Here is a 16,736-nt window from a genome sequence, read left to right as displayed (position 1 = left end):
TCGCGCGGCATTTGCCGTGTCGAAGCCTGGAAGGGCCGTCTTCACAGCCGTATCCCAACTCGTCGCGTAAAGTATATTAGTTTGGTAGATTAATGACGTGCAACAGAAGATGGGTTCGCGCCAAGGCACCTAGGAGAAATAGAATTCTCTAAAACTACGATCTGCCGTTGACTGAAACTGAAAGAGGCGAGACCGACGCCCATCGGCATGACGGGGACAGCGCCGTGGGGCGCGCATCCTGCAAGACATGCAGATTGAGAACCACGCCCTCGTCGAGCAGCTCGTCCTGCATGTGGCCATGAAAGCTCTCGACGAGGCTGTTCTGCATCGGCTTGCCGGGCGCGATGTAATGCAAGTCCACCTTGTAATCCTTCGACCAAGCGAGGACCACATTCGAGGTGAACTCGGTGCCGCGATCGGAGACAATCATCTTGGGCTTGTCTCGTGTGGCGATCGAGGCGGTCAGCTCGCGGTCGACACGGCGGCCTGAGATCGCGGTATCGGGGATCGCTGCAAGGAACTCGCGCGTGACGTCATCGACGATGTCAAGAACGCGGAAACGCCCGCCGCAGGCGGGCTGGTCGTGCACGAAGTCCCGCGACCAGCGCGTGCGGCCTGAGCGTTACGCTTCAGAACCCCATTCGAAGCCATGCGGCAGATCGGCGAAACCAAGCCCGATCCCTTCGCTCGACTGGCTCGCCACGATATGCTGGGATCAAACACCTTGCCCTCGTTCGGAAAGATGCCGAGGACATCGGCGCGCTGCTTCACCTTCCTTGTTCAGGCGCTCCAGGGCATTGGTCGAATGGATCGGGGTCCGCGCTCAAAGCGCCGTCGCCAGCCGGTCCGCGATGTAGAGTTCCCTCATGCGAGCGGCAATCGGACCAGGGCGGCCGGAGCCGACGGGCGTTTCGTCGATCGACACGACCGGCATGGCGAAATTGGTGGCGGAGGTGATGAACGCCTCGGCGGCACCCTTCGCTTCGGCAACGGTGAAGGACCGCTCCTCCACCGCGATCCCGTCAGCACGGGCCAGGTCGAGGATAGTGGCACGAGTGATGCCGTGCAGGATCGCGTTCGACAGGGGCCGAGTGACGAGGACGCCGTCCTTCGTGACGATATGAGCGGTCGCCGCGCTTCCCTCGGTGACGAACCCGTCCTCGACGAGCCAGGCGTCGTCCGCTCCACGCCGCATCGCCTCCATCTTGGCCATGGATGGGTAGAGGAGCTGCACGGTCTTGATGTCGCGGCGTTCCCAGCGCCAATCCGGCACCGTCGCGATCGACAGCCCTGTGTGGGTGCGCGGGTTGTCGAGGATGGGCTTGGCCTGCGTGAAGAGGACAAGCGTTGGTTCAGCGTTCTTCGGAAAGGAGAAGTCCCGATCGGCAACGCCTCGCGAGACCTGGAGGTAGATCAGCCCCTCCTGCAGCGCGTTGCGCCGGACGATGTCGCGGTGGACCGTCAGGAGCGCCTCTTCCGACAAGGGAAAACGGATCGCCAGTTCGGCCAGCGAGCGGCGCAACCGCGCGCTGTGGCCGGCATAGTCGATCAGCTTGCCGCCGATCACCGCCGTTACCTCGTAGATCGCGTCGGCGAAGAGAAAGCCGCGGTCGAAGACGGAGACCTTGGCCTCGGTTTCCGGCAGCCATTCGCCGTTGAGATAGACCGTGCGCGTCATGACAACCTCCTGGAAGCGCGGGCGTCAGCGGCGCGGTGCCGCGAAGGGGGCGAAGGAAAGGCCCCGACCGGCCAGCGCCGCCCGAACGGCGCGCGCGGTGCCGACCGCGCCCGGCGTGTCGCCATGGATGCAGATCGTGTCGGCCTCGACGGGCAGGCGCCCGCCACTCAGCGTCGGGATGAAGCCGCCCTCCACCATGGCAAGCACCTGGTCGACGCTGCGTTCGATCTCGTGGATCACCGCGCCCTCGCGCTGGCGCGAGGTTAGCATGCCGGTGTCGTCGTAGGTGCGGTCGGCATAGACCTCGCAGGCCGTGCGCAGATTTGCCTTCTCCGCCGCCTCCATGGTCCTCGAGTAGGGCAGGGTGACGAAGACCAGCGCGGGGTCCACGGCGCGGATCGCGCGCACGCAGAGGGCGGCGAGTTCCGAGTCCTCTGCGGCCATGTTGCCGAGGGCCCCGTGCGTCTTCACATGCGTCATGGGCCAGGACAGGGCGGCCGCCATGCCCTGCATGGCCGAGATCTGATAGACGAGCTGCGCCTCCAGATCCTCCGGCCGATCGCCCGCGATGCGCCGGCGGCCGAACCCATAGAGATCCATGAAGGACGGATGGGCACCGACCGACACGCCTCGCGCCTTGGCCGACAAGATCGTCCGACGCATGACCGATGGATCGCCCGCATGGAAGCCGCAGGCGACGTTGGCGCTGGTCACGAGGTCGAGCATCGCCTCGTCGGCGCCCATCGTCCAGGCGCCGAAACTCTCGCCCATGTCGCAGTTCAGATCGATCGCGCGCATGCCCCGGGCCCCGTCCGTAGCGCTCGAAGCTTTCGGCGCCGTATCCTTGTCCTCGACATACTCTTGGTATACTGAAAGGACAAGAGCCTTCGAGCGCCGCAAGACCGCGGCCGATGACGGAAACGACTCTCGCGACATGCCTCACCAATTTCCACGCATTCTGGCCTGCGGCGACAGCGCGCTATCGGTGGAACTCTCCGACACGATCGACGAGGGGGTCAACGCGCGCGTCATCGCCTTGGCGCAAGACTTGGTGGCTGATCCGATCGCGGGCGTCGAGGACGTCGTTCCGACCTATCGTGCGCTCCTCGTGCTGTACGATCCGGCAACGCTTCGCGGCGCCGATCTGGGCCGGCACCTGTCGCGGCGGATCGGGCATCTCGCGCCCGCCCCCGGCTCGGAACGGCACTTCGAGGTGCCGGTGGTCTACGGCGGCGCGGCCGGACTGGACCTCGACGATCTCGCGGAGACGAAGGGCATGACGGCGGAAGCGTTGATCGCTCTTCATGCCGAATCGGAATACCGTGTCCATATGATCGGCTTCGCACCGGGCTTCGCCTATCTTGGGGGTCTGCCGGAGCCGCTCCACACGCCCCGTCTTTCCGTGCCGCGCCAGCGCGTCGAGGCCGGCTCGATCGGCATCGGCGGCCGGCAGGCCAGCATCAACTCCTTCGCCGGGCCCAGCGGCTGGCGCTTCATCGGCCGCACGCCGCTGCGCCTCTTCGATCCTGCGCGCGCGCAGCCCTGCCTGCTGCGGGCGGGCGACCGTGTCCGCTTCCGCTCCGTGGGGCCTGACGAGGGCGCCGTGCTGGAGCAGGCCGTCGCGAGGGGCGAGCCCATCGCCGGGGTGCCGATGTGAGCGTGCTTCACATCCTTCAGATCGGACCGATGGCCTCCGTCCAGGACCTCGGGCGCAAAGGCTGGCTCCATGCCGGCGTTTCGGGCGCAGGACCGATGGACCCGCAGAGCTTCCGCCTCGCCACCGCGCTCGTCGGCAACGCGCCGGACGCCGCCGGGCTGGAGTTTGCCGCGATCGGCGGGCGGTTCGAGGTGTCCGCCCCCGTGCGCTTCGCGGTGACGGGGGGCGGCGTGGACATCCGCCGGGGCGAAGAAAGGCTGCACGTCTGGGAAAGCCACGACCTGCGTCCCGGCGAGGTGCTGACCATCGGCGCCCTGCGCGGCTGCATGTGGGGCTATCTCGCCCTGTCCGGGGGCATCGACACGCCCCCCGTCATGGGCTCCCGATCGACCCACCTGCGCAGCGGCATCGGCGGCCACGACGGTCGCCGGCTCCAGGTCGGCGACCGCCTGCCGCTTGGGTCCGCCGCCCCCGCCCCGCTGCTTGCTCTCCGCCATCCCGTCAGACAGCGTCCGTCCGACACCCTGCGCGTCGTGCCGGGGCCGCAGGACGATCGCTTCGCGGCCGAGGTGCTGCGCACCTTCCTGGCCTCGCCTTTTTCCCTTTCGAGCGCACGCGACCGGATGGCCCAGGTGCTGGACGGCCCTACGCTCGTGGCCGAGGGCGGCCATGACATCATCTCGGACGGCACCTGCGCGGGTTCGATTCAGGTGCCAGCGGCCGGCCGCCCTCTGGTGCTGATGGCCGAGCGGCAGACGACGGGAGGCTATCCCAAGATCGCGACCCTCGCTTCGGCCGATCTCCCGAGCCTCGCGCAGCTTGCCACGGGACACCGGGTTCGCTTTCGGGCCGTTTCGCAGGCGGAGGCGGAAGACGCCCTTCTCGCCGCTCGCGCCGAACTTGCCCGCTGCCTCGGCGCCTTGGGCGAGAAGCGGCGACCCCGCGCGACAGGAGGCATGCCGTGAGCCAGCCGCTGGCAAAACAAGCCTATCGCAAAATCCTCGACATGATCCTGTCGGGGTCTTTGTCGCCGGGCGACACGCTGCAGGAGGCCCGCCTCGGGAAAGCCCTCGCCATGTCGCGGACGCCCGTGCGTGAGGCGATCAAGCGGATCGAGGCGGAAGGTCTCGCCGCGCAGGAGGGCCGCTTTCTCAAGGTGCGTCGGCTGACGCGACTGCAGATCGAGGAGATCTTCTTCCTGCGTGCCGCCTTGGAGGCCGCCTGCGCCCGGCAGGCTGTTTCCCTGGCGCCGGCTGTCCTCGATGCCTTGGCGGCGCGCGTGGAGCGTCTTCTCGGCCTGGGCCCCGGCGAGGACGACGAGCAGCGCAGCGTGGACGACGACCTGCACCGCACCGTGGCCCTTTCGACGGGCAGCCGGACCATGCTGGCGACGATCGAGGATCTGCGCCGGCGCACCTGCATGTTCGACCATAGCCAGCTTCCCGAACGTTTCCGCGTCAGCTGCGAGGAGCATCTTGGCTTGCTCGCGGCTTTGCGGGCGGGCGACGGCGAGCACGCCGGGCGACTGATGGGCGCCCATATCGACCACGCCCGAGACGCCATCCTGCAGCGGTTGGAAAAGGCGCTGGGCTCGGAGGGAACGGCTGCATGAAATGCCTGATCGTTCAGCCGATGCACGAGGCGGGCCTGTCGCTTCTCAAAGACAATGGCGTCGAGCCCGTGTCCTGCCCCGCGCCCGACATGGACATCGTGGCGCGCCTCGTTGGGGGGTGCGACGCCGCGATCACGCGCGACGCGGGCTTCTCGAGCGCCGCGATGCGGGCGGGCGACCGGCTGCGGGTCGTCGTGGTCCACGGCACGGGCCACGATGCGGTCGATAAGGCGGCTGCGACGACGCGCGGCATTCTCGTCTGCAACACGCCGGGTGCCAACGCGCGCTCGGTCAGCGAGATGGCGCTCGGGCTGGCGCTCGCCGCCGCGCGCCGCATCCCGGCGGCGGACCGCTCCGAGCGCGAAGGGCTGCCGGGGTTTCGCGAGCGCGAACGCTTCCACGAACTGTCGGGCAAGACGGCCCTGATCGTCGGCTGGGGCGCGACAGGCCGGGGGCTCGGCGTGATGCTAAAGGCCGCGCTCGGCATGCGCGTCCTCGTCCACTCGCCGCGCGTCGCCGATCTCGACGGCTTCGAACGCTGCGCGAGCCTCGAGGAGGGTCTCAGCCAGGCCGACCTCGTTTCCTTGCACACGCCGCTCCGTCCCGAAACGCACCACCTCATCGACGCGCGGGCGCTGGCCGCCGTCAAGCACGGCTCGATCCTCGTCAACACCGCGCGGGCGGGTCTCGTGGACGAGGCGGCGCTGGCCGAAGCGCTGAACGAAGGGCGCGTCTCGGCGGCCGGCCTCGACGTGTATTCGCACGGCGCTCCGGCGGGCCCCCTCGGGCGGTGCGCAGGCGTGATCTTCACCCCCCATCTCGGCGGCACGACCGGCGAAGCGCTGGAGCGCGTCGCCCTCGGGGCCGCGCGCAACGTCCTCGACGCTCTGTCGGGCCGCCGCCCCGCGACGACACTGAATCTTGGTGCGCAGGTGCGGGCATGACGGGCGACGTGATCGCGACGACGGTGAACCGCGTGCTTTCGCGCGTCGACGCCATCGGCATCGGGGGGCGCCTCCTGTCGGCCGCGCTCGGCGACACCCTGGTCTCGGCAGCGGACGAGATCGGCTACCGGCCGCGCGGGCTCCTGTCGGGCGGCAGCCGCGACGCGGCGGCCTCCGCACGAGCGGGCCGCGGTGATGGTCTTCCTGCGCAACTGAAACGGCAGCCTCAAGCCGGACGAGGGCATGGTCCCGGCCGACCTCGCCGATGCGGTTCGGATCCTGCACCGCGCGGTCGGCGCGTTATGGGGAGGAACCGGGCATGAGCGCACGGGAGACCCTGACCCAGCAGGCCTATCGCGACATCAAGCAGCGCATCCTCGAGGGCGGCTTCTCGACCGGCGACGTCCTCACCGAGCGGGCGCTCGCACTCGCCTCCGGAATCTCGCGCACGCCCCTGCGCGCGGCGGTCTCGCGCCTCGAGAAGGAAAGCGTCATCACGCGCCTTCCGAACGGCGCGTTGATGGTCCAGCCCGTCACGCTGGAACAGCTTCTGGAGATCGTTCAGGTCCGCCGGATCCTGGAAAGCGCGGCGGCCGCCCGGGCGGCTGGAGGTCCCTTCACGCCCGCGCTTGCGGCCTCTCGAGAGGTGATGCGGGGCTACGCCGAAGGGCGGGACACCGCCTTCGACCAGTTCTGGCTGGACGACGACGACTTCCACGGCGCGGTGGCCGAGGCGGCGGGGCTGACGCTCCTGCCCGCCATGCTGACCGAAATGCGCGCCATCGCGCGCCGCTGCACCATGACGCGCACCCACGACCGTTTCGCCGAGCAGGCGCGCGAGCATCTCGCGGTGATCGATGCGGTGGAGGCCGGCGATGCGGCGGGCGCCGCCGCCGCGATGGAGCGCCACTTCGACAGCGTGAAAAGCCGCTTCCTCGGGTGGCTCGCGCGCGCTTGACACCCTGTCGACAAGAGAAAATCATGCACGAATTCGCCCATATCCAGGGTTCGGAAGCGGCCTTCCCGCAAGCGGAGTTCACCGAGCGCCAGGCGCGCGCCCGGCAGGCGGTGCGCGAGGCGGGCTTCGAGGCGCTGATCGTCACCAGCCCGGAGACGATCTACTGGCTGACCGGACGCCAGACCGCCGGCTACTTCGCCTTCCAGGCGCTGGTCCTGCCGGCGGACGGCGCGCCGCAGCTTCTGGTGCGCCGGCTGGAACACCCGGGTGCGGTCGCCAACACTTGGCTGGCGGACATCGCCGCGTATGACGACGGCGAGGATCCGGCCGAGGCGCTGGCCTCGCTTCTCGGCGCGCTCGGGATCGGGCGCCCCGCGATGGAGCTGGGCGGCTGGTTCGTTTCGCCGCTGTTGGCCGCCCGCATCGCGGCGAGCCTGAAGCTTGGTGCCCTGCCGGACGGCTCGGCGCTGCTGCCGCCGCTGCGCATCGTCAAGTCGCGGGCGGAGATCGACGCGATCCGCCGTGCGGCGACCTATGCCGAGGCGGGCATGCGGGCGGGCCTTGCGGCCTGCCGCGCGGGGACCGACGAGAACGCTGTCGCCGCCGCCATGCTGGGCGAGGCGACGCGCGCCGGCTCGGAGGCGATGGCCATGGAGCCCCTCGTGTCCTCCGGGCCGCGCAGCGGCTTGCCGCACATGACCTGGCGGAGGCGGCGACTGGAAGTGGGGGACCCAATCTTCCTGGAGCTTGCGGGAAGTCACTCCCGATACCACGCCGCCCTCATGCGTTCGGCCTGGATCGGCCCGCCGCCGGCTGAAGCGCGCCGCATGATGGACTGCGCGCTGCGCGCACTCGACGCCGCGCTCGAGGCGATCCGTCCCGGCGCGGCCTGCAGCGCCCCGCACGAGGCGGCCCAGCGCGTGATCGACGCCGCCGGCTATACGGCCGCCTTCCGCAAGCGCATCGGCTATTCCATGGGCATCGCCTTCGCGCCCGACTGGGGGGAAGGCACCCTTCTCAGCCTGTTCACCGGCGTCGATCGCCCGATCGAGCCCGGCATGGTCTTCCACCTGCCCGCCACGCTGCGCAGCTACGGCGTCTGGACCGTTGGCGCCTCCGAAACCGTGGTGGTGACACTGACGGGCGCCGAGCCCCTTTCGTCCCTGCCGCGCGACTGCGCGATCCTCTGACGTCCTCGCCCGGTCCATCGCCACAACCCAGCCAAGGAGCCAAGCCGCATGCGGTCCCTTTTCCATCTTGCCTACCACGTCACCGACCTCGATGAGGCCCGCCGGTTCTATGGCGGCGTCCTCGGCTGCGAGGAAGGACGCTCGACGGACACCTGGGTCGACTTCGACTTCTTCGGCCACCAGATCTCGCTGCATCTCGGCAAGCCCTTCGAGGTGACGCGCACCGGCAGGGTCGGCGACCACATGGTGATGATGCCGCATCTCGGCGTCGTCCTGCCGCTGGAGGACTGGCAGGCGCTCAGCCGGCGGATCGAGGAGGCGGGCGTCGCCTTCGACATTCCTCCCGTCGTGCGCTTTGCCGACGAGCCGGGCGAACAGCGCACGATGTTCTTCTTCGACCCGAGCGGCAACCCGATCGAAGTCAAGGGCTTCAAGGATTTCGAGGGCGTCTTCGCCCACTGACGAAAGAGGCGGCCCGCGCGGGCCGCCCTTCTCGTCTTCGCATCGGCTTGGCGCCTTAAGCCCACCAGTGAGGTGGCGAGCGGGTCAAAAGTTCGTTGCCGTCCCGGCCAACGATCAGGATGTCCTCGTAGAAGGCGGCGCCGACGCCCTCCAGCGACAGGAACGCCTCGATGCCGACCACCATGCCCTCATGGGCCATGTCGTCGGCGTTCGACATGCTGGTGGAGATGCGCGGCAGCTCGAAGCCGAGGCCGATGCTGTGGCCGAAGAAGGGGAAGTTCTTCATGATGGCCGACACCGAGCCCCCGAAGGCGGCCGTCATCCGGTCGCCTTCCGCCGCGACGTCGAGGAACCGGGTGCCCGGCCGCGTCATGTCCGAAAGGTGGTGCACGATGTCGGCCGCCGCCTCGATCAGGCGCCGCTGGTCGGGCGTCGGACGGCCCCGCACGCCGGTGCGGCCGGGGTCCATGTAGTAGCCCTGGAAGAAGGCGGCGTGGATCGTGCCGGTCAGCATGTCGCCGGGCTGCGGCGTGTCGGCGCTGTAGCCGGTCAGCGGAAACCGTTGGTCGAAGCCGAGCGTGGCCCCGTGGTTGCAACCGATCATCTGAAGCCGGCCGCCGCGCCGCACCACCTCGCGCGCCGCCTCGCCCGCCGCCTCCTGCTCGGACAAGCCGGAGATCAGCCCCTCCATCAGGCGGTTCAGGCCGACCGTCGCCCCCTCGCCGCCGATGCGATAGGCGTCGAGCTCGCGGGCGCTCTTCAAGCGACGGACCGAACGCACGAGATCGTCCGTCGGCACCCATTCGACCGCGGGCGCCTCCTCCAGAAGTTGGCTATAGTACTTTAGCGGGATGAAGTTCGTTCCGACCAGCGCTACGGGCCCGGTTACGCCGATGTCGGCGAGCGATTTGGCGACGCTTCGGAACGGATGGGTCGAGGAGCGCACGTCGGACACGGCCACGAGATCGCGGCGCACCTCGGGCTCGTCGATGTGAAGCTGCGGCGCATGGCCCTGTCGCAGGATCACGGCCGCGAAGGAGCGCGCGCTCCAGATGGCCGAGTCCATGCCACCGCTGATGGCGTAGTGATTCGACAGGTAGAGAACGTCGCCGCATGAATCCATCGTGCCGCCGCCGCGTCCGAAGACCACGGCGGTTTCCAGCCCGCGTCGGCGCATCTCGGATAGAACGCGCTCCCAGCGGGTTTCGTATTCGGCGATCGAGAAATAGCGGCTCACGGCTTGCGCCTCCATCGGATGGGGTTCGTGGGCGACACGGGCGCGGCGCGACGGCAGGCGGACGATCTCGTGGTCACGCAATCCACCGCGTTGCAGAAATTTTCGGTACACCAACCGTATTCCTGTCGTCAATCGGCTTTTGGGTTGGACGACGTGGAGACACGGCCCTGCCGCAAAATGCAGCTTCGAGCGGCTAATCTTTCATCGTATCGCCTAGAATTTCCGCTTCAACCTCCTGAATTTACTTATTGAATTCCAGCGGTATACCGAATATCGTCGACCTCATTCTCAAGACGACGCCTTTCACCCTCCCGATCTCGCCCCCGAGAGAACGCGTTTCGTATGACACGACGCCACCACGACGCAGTGCCCCGCCGGCCCTTCCGAGAGAGCCGGTTGTGACGGCGCCGATCCTTGCCCTTCGCGACGTCCGCAAGAGCTTCGGCGAAACCGAGGTGCTTAAGGGCGTCTCCTTGAGCGTCCAGCCAGGCGAGGTCGTGTCGATTATCGGCGCGAGCGGGTCGGGCAAGAGCACCTTCCTGCGCTCGATCAACGGCCTGGAGATGCCGCAAGCGGGGTCGCTTGCGTTCGAGGAACTTCGGTTCGATTTCGATATGCAGTCGCGCTTCTATCCGACGCCTGTCCAGCTCCAGCTGTTGCGTCGGCGGGCGGGCATGGTGTTCCAGAGCTACAACCTCTGGCCGCACCTAAGCGTCCTCGACAACGTCATCTATGCGCCGATGCGCCTTCTCAAGGTGCCGCGCGCGCAGGCCATCGAGGAGGGTGAAGCCCTCCTGTCGCGCATCGGCCTCTTCGAGAAGCGACATAGCTATCCCGCGCGCCTGTCCGGCGGGCAGCAGCAGCGCGTCGCCATCGTGCGCGCCCTCGCCATGAAGCCGCGCCTCATGCTGTTTGACGAGGTGACCTCGGCGCTCGACCCCGAACTCGTCCACGAGGTCCTCGGACTGATGGCGACGCTCGCGTCCGAGGGCATGACCATGCTGCTGGTCACCCATGAGATCGCCTTCGCCCGCGACGTGTCCTCCCGCGTCGTCTTCTTCGACAAAGGCGTGATGGCGGAGCAAGGTCCGCCCGACATCCTGCGCCACCCCGAAAGCGACCGGCTGCGCCAGTTCCTCCACCGGATTCTGCACGACGATCTGCCCCGCGCAGGGCGTGAGGGAGCTTGAGCGCGATGGACGCCATTCTTTCCGACATCCGCCTGTACGGGCCGGGATTTGCGCTGGCCGCCTGGACGGTGTTCTGGCTGACCGTCCTCACCATTCTGGTGAGTTGGGTCTGCGGGCTGGCCGCGGCGCTCGCCCAGCGCTCGCGCTTTCCCGTCGTGCGGGGCACGGCGCGGTTCTACATCTGGTTCATCCGCGGCACGCCGACACTCATCCAGGTCTTCATCATCTATTTCGGCCTGCCGCCTTTCGGCATCCGCCTCTCGCCCTTTACGGCGGGCGTCCTCGCGCTTGGCATCAACAGCGGCGCCTATGTCGCGGAGATCGTGCGCGGCGGCCTATCGGCCATACCGCGTGGCCAAGCGGAATCTGCGCTTGCCATGGGTTTCAGCCCCGCCGAAACGATGCGCGGCATCATTCTACCCCAGGTTTTCCGCATCATCCTCCCTTCGATCACCAACGAGGCGATCTCGACGCTGAAGAACACCTCGCTTCTGTCGACGATCACGGTGGTCGAACTGACGCTCTACGCGCAGACCTTGATCGCCTCGACCTTCCAGCCTTTCGAATTCTACATCGCGGTCGCGCTGATCTACCTCGCGCTCACCACGATCCTCTCCCAGTTCGCGGCCTTTCTGGAGCGCCGCTACGCCCTGGCCGCCTGACCGGCCGGACATGCCCTTTCCCCGGACCCTTCCCACAAAGGACAGTGCCATGCCCTTGAAGACCATCGCATTCGCGCTCGCGACCCTGTCGGCCCTGACGCTCATGGCGCCCGCTCGGGCGGCGGGGCCTGAGCTTCTCGTCCCCGGCAAGCTACAGGCCGCGACCGAGGGCACGTTCTCGCCCTTCAGCATGCGCGCGCCCGACGGCACGCTGGATGGGCTGGAGATCCGTGTCATGAAGGAGGTCGCTCGCCGCATGGGGGTGGAGTACGTCCCGGTCCTCATCAAGTGGGACTCGCTTCTCGTCGGCCTCGAGGTCGACCAGTTCGACGTCATCAGCGCCGCCATGGACATCACGCCAGAGCGCCAGAAGCGCGTGACCTTCGCCGACGGCTGGCTGGAATCGGGCGGGCGCATCCTCACGCCGATGTCCTCGCCCATCAAGAGCGTCGCTGACCTCAAGGGCAGCACGGTGGGCGCGCTGGTCTCCTCCACCTTCGCCAAGATTGCCGAGGAGAAGGGCGCGACCGTGAAGGGCTACAAGGCCGAGGCCGACGCGATCCAGGATCTCGTCAACGGCAACATCGACGCCGTCATCACGGACTCGATCGCCGGCGCATGGGCCATCAAGGAAGCCAAGCTTCCGCTCGTCATGACCGACGACTACGTGAGCCGCGTTCAGAAGGGTTTCGCGATCAAGATGGGCAAGCCCGAACTCACCGCCGCGATCAACAAGGCGCTCGCCGAGATGGTGGCGGACGGCACCTATGCCAAGCTGACGACCGACCTCATCGGCTTCGACCCGGCCCCCAAGGAGCCGACCCGCAGCCTGCCCTGAAAAGGACATTGGACCGAAGGTCGCTGGAAGGCTCCGTTGCGAATAGCCCATCAGGCCGCAGCGATCCCGTTCTGTTCCAATGTCATGCGACGAGCACCTGGAACGGCTGTCCGATAGTCCCCCGTTTTGTGGATAGGGATTCAAGCCGGTGGACCACACGACGATCCACCGGTGGGTCCAGCACCGCGCCCCCCGAACTCGACTGCCGCGTCCATCGGTGCCGGAACCGCAACAGCGGCAGCTGGTATGTCGACGGGACCCACGTGAAGGTGTGGGGAGAGTGGATGCGCCTGTCGGCTAAGAGGGTGCCGAGATCTCCTATGTCCGGACGCGGGAGGGCCGGCCGTACATGGCTCGCACGACAAACGTTGCGCGTTGCGTGGATATCATCGACCTGTTCGCTCGGCGCATCGTCGGTTGGGTAGCCAGGGACCGGCTCCACATAACTTCAGCGTCAAGGATCAGTGGTCAGACCGCCGTGGCCGATCCTCGCCCACACCAGGCACAGCATCATCATGGCCTTCAGCTCGTTACTGAACAAGTGCTCGACGCCATGACGATTCCAAGTATCTTGCGCGACAGTCTCGATCTCCTTGCCGTCGTCCTCGAACGTGAAACCGAGCTTCAGTCGACCGAGATCGCGACCGACACGGCTTGAATATACCGACACGACTTTCGGTGCCTGCTACTTGCTCGGCTACCCGAACACAGCAGCTTGGCGCCGCTCTCGGCCAATGCCAGCATGATCGCCCGGCCTTTCCCGGAACTCATTCCGGTGACAACTGCGATTTGATTCCCAAGGCGTTTCATATCGCCCTCCCATTTTATGTCGCTGCTGGCGATCTCCTCGCTCAGACGCCGAGCAGATGTTCGCGAAACCAAGCCGTGGCCGGCGGCCCTGCGACATCGAAGTCCGCGACGTACGCGTCGAAATGCCCGCCCTTCAGTAGGACCAGCTTCTTGGGATGGAGTGCTCGTTCGTAGGCTGCAAGCGCCTCGTCCGCGACGGTCAGGTGATCGGCCAGGGCCACGACCATGAGGAGCGGAGTCGGGCTGACGAACGGGATGTAGCTCCCGGGCTCGTATTCGGTGAACATCTCGACCGACCGTAGCGTCACCTCGTTCTTCCACGACGGAGCCCTCTTCTCATGAGTGGTTGTGAACCAATCCCAGGAGTCGGGTGTCGGAAGAGCCGAGGGATCGAGCGGATTCTCGGAGACCACCGGAATCATTGCCGGAGCTTCGCCCCGCATGCGCGCACGCCGATCATCCTCGAAGGCGCGCTGTAGGCCGGCGACGAAATCGGCTCGTACAAGCCTGCGGGCATTGGCGTGTCCGCTTGCGAGCGGCACTTGCGAGACGACCGCCTTTACCCGACGGTCGAGCGCCGCCACGACAAGCACATGCCCGCCGGAATAGCTCGAACCCCAGATGCCGATTTTCGAACCGTCTGTTTCAGCGAGCGTTTCTGCGTATGTGATGGCGTCGCGATAATCAGAGACCTGCTTCCACGGGTCGATCTCCTGCCGGATGTGCCCGTCGCTGGCTCCGAAGTTGCGGTTGTCGAAGACGACCGCTGCCATGCCGGCATCGGCGAAGGCTTCGGCAGATTGATCGAGATACATCTCCTTCACAGCCGAGAAGCCATGCGCCATGACAATAGTCGGAAACGGTCCTGCGCCTTCATCGGGAATATAGTGCCACCCGCGAAGGGTAAGGCCATCTTCAGTCTTGAATTCAATGTCGTTTCTCATCGTGTTCCCCTCCCTGTTGCCTGAGATGAAGCAGCAACCCGACGTTCTACTGACGTCAATTTTGGCGCTACATTTCTCTCGGCATCGCCTTAAAGCCAACTGGCCTGCATTTCCCGATTTTAACTATCGGTTCGCAGCGCAAATCTGACGGGCTTTCGGATGGTTGTCTTGCATCTGCGTGCACCCAAATTGACGAAGAATGCACTCGTGAAGTAATTTGAGAAACGAGCAGGGTTCTACCCGCCGAGCGATCCGAAGATGTGCCGACCAGGGAGGAAGCATGCGGATTGAGACGTGGGGCACTGCTGAGGTGCCTACGACGAGTCGTTTCGACGCTTGGAGCCAAGCTTTGAACGCGACCCTTCTGGATTGGGAACTCATCGGACACGCGAAAGACTTCAATGCCGACTTAAAGGCCCGTTCGGTCGGAGACATGAGGCTGGTCGGTTGCCGATGCGACCCGTGCGAGGGATTCAGGTCGCCCGTGCAGATCGAGCGAACCGGTTCTGACTTTGTCGGTATCCTGTTCGAGCTTTCGGGTTCCGAGCTTGTCAGGCAGGGCGAGCGGGAGGCTTTACTCGGACCTGGCGACTTCGTGATCTGGGATAGCTCGCGATCTATGCAGTTCCGCGTTCTGGAGCCGCTCAGCAAGATGACGATCCTCGTGCCGAAGGTCGCGATGCAACGCTTTCTACCAAACCTCGACGAGGTAGCGGGCATGCGGATCGACGGCACCGAGAGCCTTGGACCGCTGGTTGGAGCACACCTGCGGCAGTTGTGTGCAGGCCTTGGGACGCTTGAGGATGAGCATCTTCAGATGGTCATTCATATGACGATGGAACTCGTGTGCGCGGGCATCGGGGCGCGGTATGGTCGCGGCACGGAGGGCGGCGCCGACAAGTTCAGCCAGGTCCGGCGCTTTATCTTGGACCATCTGGCGGATCCCGACCTCAGCCCAGCTACCATCGCAGCATCGAACTCAATCTCCCTGCGCTACCTGCACAAGCTCTTCGCGGCGCGCGGAGCCTCTGTATCCCGCTGGATTCTGAAGCAACGACTTGAGCGCTGCAGACAAGCGCTATCCTCCTACAATTCGGACAGATCGGTGACGGACGTGGCATTTGCCTGGGGATTCAACGATGCGTCGCATTTCAGTAGGAGTTTCAAACTGGAATTCGGCCAGACGCCACGGTCGGTCATGAACAGTACGGGAGGTGCGGAGAGGTGATGCGCCCAGCGCTATCGGCCCCGGCGTCCTCCGCCTCCTGCTGAAACCGGCCCGGCGCTACCTGCCAGCACAGTGACTGCACCTGCCGGTTGGAGAGACAGAAACGTAGAGTCCGTCGGGCAGCAGGTTTAGGCGGACGCGTAATATTCGCGGCGGTGAATGGCATGATGCTCGACGTCCTCGCGGCGGTCGCCCGCAAGAAGCAGCGGGCGTGGGCTTCGGGGCGCGGTGTCGGCGCTGTACGCGGGATCGGCGAAGGCGAGGACTACTCTGCGTCTCGGGTACCGGGCCGACTCTCACCGAGGCGATGACGATAGGCGCCGGGCGTCAGGCCCGTTGCCGCTCTGAAGGCTCGGGTCAAATGGCTCTGGCTGCTGTAGCCGCAGGCGGCGGCGATCTCGGCGATCGGCTCGAGGCCCTTCAGCAGCGATCTCGCGCGCAGGATGCGGCGGTGGCCGACGAAGGCATGGGGCGAGACGCCGAAGCTCGCACGAAACATCCGCTGGAAATGAAACTCGCTGAGTTGCGCGAGGCGCGCGAGATCCTCCAGCCGGATGGTGCGATGCAGATCGGCCTCGATATGGTCGCGTAGGCGGCGGCAGAGATGCGGTGCCAGGCCGCCCCGGACGCTGTCCCGCTTCGCTCCGCCATAGCGCGGATCGTCGTAGAGGCGCACCAACGCCGCGATCCCCGCCGTTTCAGCCCGAAGGGGATCGCCGGCGAGCGTTGCAGCCGCCAGATCTCGCAGCACAGGCGCGAGCACCGGCGCATCACCGAATGTCACCTCGGGCATCACCATCATCCGCGCATCGCGATCGAAGGTTTCCGCGAAGACCCGGCGGGCTTGATCGTCGGGGATGTAGAGGTGCACGAAGCGGAAGGCGTCGGTGATGTCCCATTCGGACGATTGCCCTTGTGGCATGACGCACAGAGCGCCGGGCCACCCGCCGGCGGCATCGATGTCGAGCCGCCGCGTGCCGGTTCCTCCAGCGAGATAGAGGCTGATCGTATGACCGTCCGGCCGTTCGTAGGACATTCGGTCGCGTTCGTTGGCCCAGATCGCGGCCGACCGGTTCGATCCGAGGTCGATGCGCTGGAGAACCCGCGCCGAAGGCGAGGCCGAGAGCGAGCTGAACACGGTGGGAAGGCTTGGCGTCATCGCGAAACCCCGGCGGAACACGGTGACCATCCTAGAGGCTGTTATGGGCCTTGGACAGGTGTTGTGTCGTGTCAGCTCTTTGCCGGTAGCCCCGCTACCGGCTGCATCGGGCTCCTACCCCGCGACCCAACACAAGCGGCACAACACCTGTCCAAGGTTCATAACAG

The 16,736-nt window shown here is 66.4% G+C and carries 18 protein-coding genes and 1 pseudogene; 13 read left to right on the top strand and 6 right to left on the bottom strand.

The annotated features are described in order from the left end of the window. Window positions 1–250: 250 nt before the first annotated feature. From ASG62_RS10720 to ASG62_RS10710, 3 genes and pseudogenes are all read right to left on the bottom strand, one after another. Window positions 251–607, bottom strand: a pseudogene (locus ASG62_RS10720) (DDE-type integrase/transposase/recombinase); the annotation flags it as partial. Between the two features lie 216 nt (window positions 608–823). Continuing rightward, window positions 824–1,678 (bottom strand): D-amino-acid transaminase, encoded by an 855-nt coding sequence (locus tag ASG62_RS10715; protein WP_056689006.1) that lies wholly within the window; start codon window positions 1,676–1,678, stop codon window positions 824–826. Window positions 1,679–1,702: 24 nt separating this feature from the next. Then, on the bottom strand, window positions 1,703–2,476 hold the full coding sequence (locus ASG62_RS10710; RefSeq protein ID WP_056689003.1) for a 5-oxoprolinase subunit PxpA: 774 nt from the start codon (window positions 2,474–2,476) through the stop codon (window positions 1,703–1,705). 136 nt (window positions 2,477–2,612) lie between these two features. Between ASG62_RS10710 and pxpB the strand changes: the two genes are divergently transcribed. Genes pxpB through ASG62_RS10675 form a run of 8 tightly spaced genes read left to right on the top strand, consistent with a single transcriptional unit; the run spans window position 2,613 to window position 8,501 of the window. Beyond that, the gene (pxpB, locus tag ASG62_RS10705) at window positions 2,613–3,335 is read left to right on the top strand and encodes a 5-oxoprolinase subunit PxpB (protein WP_056688999.1); all 723 of its coding nucleotides are present in this window, start codon (window positions 2,613–2,615) and stop codon (window positions 3,333–3,335) included. Further along, window positions 3,332–4,300, top strand: coding sequence for a biotin-dependent carboxyltransferase family protein (locus ASG62_RS10700; protein ID WP_056688996.1), 969 nt, complete (start codon window positions 3,332–3,334; stop codon window positions 4,298–4,300). Before pxpB ends, ASG62_RS10700 begins: the two co-directional genes overlap by 4 nt. Then, on the top strand, window positions 4,297–4,947 hold the full coding sequence (locus tag ASG62_RS10695; RefSeq protein WP_082536905.1) for a GntR family transcriptional regulator: 651 nt from the start codon (window positions 4,297–4,299) through the stop codon (window positions 4,945–4,947). The genes ASG62_RS10700 and ASG62_RS10695 overlap by 4 nt, the downstream gene beginning before the upstream one ends. Continuing rightward, on the top strand, window positions 4,944–5,891 hold the full coding sequence (locus ASG62_RS10690; RefSeq protein ID WP_056688993.1) for an NAD(P)-dependent oxidoreductase: 948 nt from the start codon (window positions 4,944–4,946) through the stop codon (window positions 5,889–5,891). Before ASG62_RS10695 ends, ASG62_RS10690 begins: the two co-directional genes overlap by 4 nt. Further along, window positions 5,888–6,214 carry a hypothetical protein gene (locus tag ASG62_RS26375; protein ID WP_156382053.1) on the top strand — a complete coding sequence of 109 codons (327 nt, stop codon included), beginning with the start codon at window positions 5,888–5,890 and terminating at the stop codon, window positions 6,212–6,214. The genes ASG62_RS10690 and ASG62_RS26375 overlap by 4 nt, the downstream gene beginning before the upstream one ends. Further along, complete coding sequence (locus ASG62_RS10685; RefSeq protein ID WP_056688991.1) at window positions 6,211–6,849, top strand: GntR family transcriptional regulator; 639 nt, start codon at window positions 6,211–6,213, stop codon at window positions 6,847–6,849. Before ASG62_RS26375 ends, ASG62_RS10685 begins: the two co-directional genes overlap by 4 nt. Before the next feature lie 23 nt (window positions 6,850–6,872). Then, window positions 6,873–8,039, top strand: coding sequence for a M24 family metallopeptidase (locus ASG62_RS10680; RefSeq protein ID WP_056688990.1), 1,167 nt, complete (start codon window positions 6,873–6,875; stop codon window positions 8,037–8,039). A gap of 48 nt (window positions 8,040–8,087) precedes the next feature. Continuing rightward, the gene (locus ASG62_RS10675) at window positions 8,088–8,501 is read left to right on the top strand and encodes a VOC family protein (protein WP_056688989.1); all 414 of its coding nucleotides are present in this window, start codon (window positions 8,088–8,090) and stop codon (window positions 8,499–8,501) included. A gap of 55 nt (window positions 8,502–8,556) precedes the next feature. On the opposite strand, the gene ASG62_RS10670 is transcribed toward ASG62_RS10675, so the two are convergent. Continuing rightward, window positions 8,557–9,738 (bottom strand): M24 family metallopeptidase, encoded by a 1,182-nt coding sequence (locus ASG62_RS10670; RefSeq protein ID WP_056689423.1) that lies wholly within the window; start codon window positions 9,736–9,738, stop codon window positions 8,557–8,559. 398 nt (window positions 9,739–10,136) lie between these two features. Between ASG62_RS10670 and ASG62_RS10665 the strand changes: the two genes are divergently transcribed. The 4 genes from ASG62_RS10665 to ASG62_RS27920 all read left to right on the top strand — a co-directional run bounded on the left by ASG62_RS10665 (window position 10,137) and on the right by ASG62_RS27920 (window position 13,086). Beyond that, window positions 10,137–10,928 (top strand): amino acid ABC transporter ATP-binding protein, encoded by a 792-nt coding sequence (locus tag ASG62_RS10665; protein ID WP_056688986.1) that lies wholly within the window; start codon window positions 10,137–10,139, stop codon window positions 10,926–10,928. Between the two features lie 5 nt (window positions 10,929–10,933). Next, window positions 10,934–11,590: an amino acid ABC transporter permease gene (locus ASG62_RS10660; RefSeq protein ID WP_056688985.1), complete on the top strand. Its 657-nt coding sequence runs from the start codon at window positions 10,934–10,936 to the stop codon at window positions 11,588–11,590. 49 nt (window positions 11,591–11,639) lie between these two features. Continuing rightward, entirely contained in the window at window positions 11,640–12,428 is a 789-nt protein-coding gene (locus ASG62_RS10655; protein WP_056688982.1) for a transporter substrate-binding domain-containing protein, read from the top strand. Between the two features lie 379 nt (window positions 12,429–12,807). After that, a complete protein-coding gene (locus ASG62_RS27920) occupies window positions 12,808–13,086 on the top strand; it encodes a hypothetical protein (RefSeq protein WP_156382052.1) in 279 nt (92 codons plus the stop codon). A 193-nt stretch (window positions 13,087–13,279) separates the two neighbouring features. Here ASG62_RS27920 and ASG62_RS10650 read toward each other — a convergent pair whose 3' ends face one another. Then, the gene (locus ASG62_RS10650; RefSeq protein WP_056688976.1) at window positions 13,280–14,182 is read right to left on the bottom strand and encodes an alpha/beta hydrolase; all 903 of its coding nucleotides are present in this window, start codon (window positions 14,180–14,182) and stop codon (window positions 13,280–13,282) included. A 280-nt stretch (window positions 14,183–14,462) separates the two neighbouring features. Here ASG62_RS10650 and ASG62_RS10645 point away from each other — a divergent pair, with 280 nt between their 5' ends. Further along, complete coding sequence (locus ASG62_RS10645; RefSeq protein WP_056688973.1) at window positions 14,463–15,410, top strand: helix-turn-helix domain-containing protein; 948 nt, start codon at window positions 14,463–14,465, stop codon at window positions 15,408–15,410. Window positions 15,411–15,675: 265 nt separating this feature from the next. On the opposite strand, the gene ASG62_RS10640 is transcribed toward ASG62_RS10645, so the two are convergent. Next, a complete protein-coding gene (locus ASG62_RS10640; RefSeq protein ID WP_082536934.1) occupies window positions 15,676–16,569 on the bottom strand; it encodes a helix-turn-helix domain-containing protein in 894 nt (297 codons plus the stop codon). Between the last annotated feature and the right edge of the window lie 167 nt (window positions 16,570–16,736).

The organism is Aureimonas sp. Leaf427, from assembly GCF_001425485.1.
Classification (GTDB): Bacteria; Pseudomonadota; Alphaproteobacteria; order Rhizobiales; family Rhizobiaceae; genus Plantimonas.
The sequence above is the reverse complement of the archived record's forward strand: the minus strand, read 5'-3'. Positions and strand labels throughout refer to the sequence as shown.

Excerpts from the sequence above, each read along its gene's own strand:
- ASG62_RS10715 (WP_056689006.1), bottom strand. The coding sequence starts at position 1,678 with ATGACGCGCACGGTCTATCTCAACGGCGAATGGCTGCCGGAAACCGAG.
- ASG62_RS10710 (WP_056689003.1), bottom strand. The coding sequence starts at position 2,476 with ATGCGCGCGATCGATCTGAACTGCGACATGGGCGAGAGTTTCGGCGCC.
- pxpB (WP_056688999.1), top strand. The coding sequence starts at position 2,613 with ATGCCTCACCAATTTCCACGCATTCTGGCCTGCGGCGACAGCGCGCTA.
- ASG62_RS10690 (WP_056688993.1), top strand. The coding sequence starts at position 4,944 with ATGAAATGCCTGATCGTTCAGCCGATGCACGAGGCGGGCCTGTCGCTT.
- ASG62_RS26375 (WP_156382053.1), top strand. The coding sequence starts at position 5,888 with ATGACGGGCGACGTGATCGCGACGACGGTGAACCGCGTGCTTTCGCGC.
- ASG62_RS10685 (WP_056688991.1), top strand. The coding sequence starts at position 6,211 with ATGAGCGCACGGGAGACCCTGACCCAGCAGGCCTATCGCGACATCAAG.
- ASG62_RS10680 (WP_056688990.1), top strand. The coding sequence starts at position 6,873 with ATGCACGAATTCGCCCATATCCAGGGTTCGGAAGCGGCCTTCCCGCAA.
- ASG62_RS10675 (WP_056688989.1), top strand. The coding sequence starts at position 8,088 with ATGCGGTCCCTTTTCCATCTTGCCTACCACGTCACCGACCTCGATGAG.
- ASG62_RS10660 (WP_056688985.1), top strand. The coding sequence starts at position 10,934 with ATGGACGCCATTCTTTCCGACATCCGCCTGTACGGGCCGGGATTTGCG.
- ASG62_RS10655 (WP_056688982.1), top strand. The coding sequence starts at position 11,640 with ATGCCCTTGAAGACCATCGCATTCGCGCTCGCGACCCTGTCGGCCCTG.
- ASG62_RS10650 (WP_056688976.1), bottom strand. The coding sequence starts at position 14,182 with ATGAGAAACGACATTGAATTCAAGACTGAAGATGGCCTTACCCTTCGC.
- ASG62_RS10645 (WP_056688973.1), top strand. The coding sequence starts at position 14,463 with ATGCGGATTGAGACGTGGGGCACTGCTGAGGTGCCTACGACGAGTCGT.
- ASG62_RS10640 (WP_082536934.1), bottom strand. The coding sequence starts at position 16,569 with ATGACGCCAAGCCTTCCCACCGTGTTCAGCTCGCTCTCGGCCTCGCCT.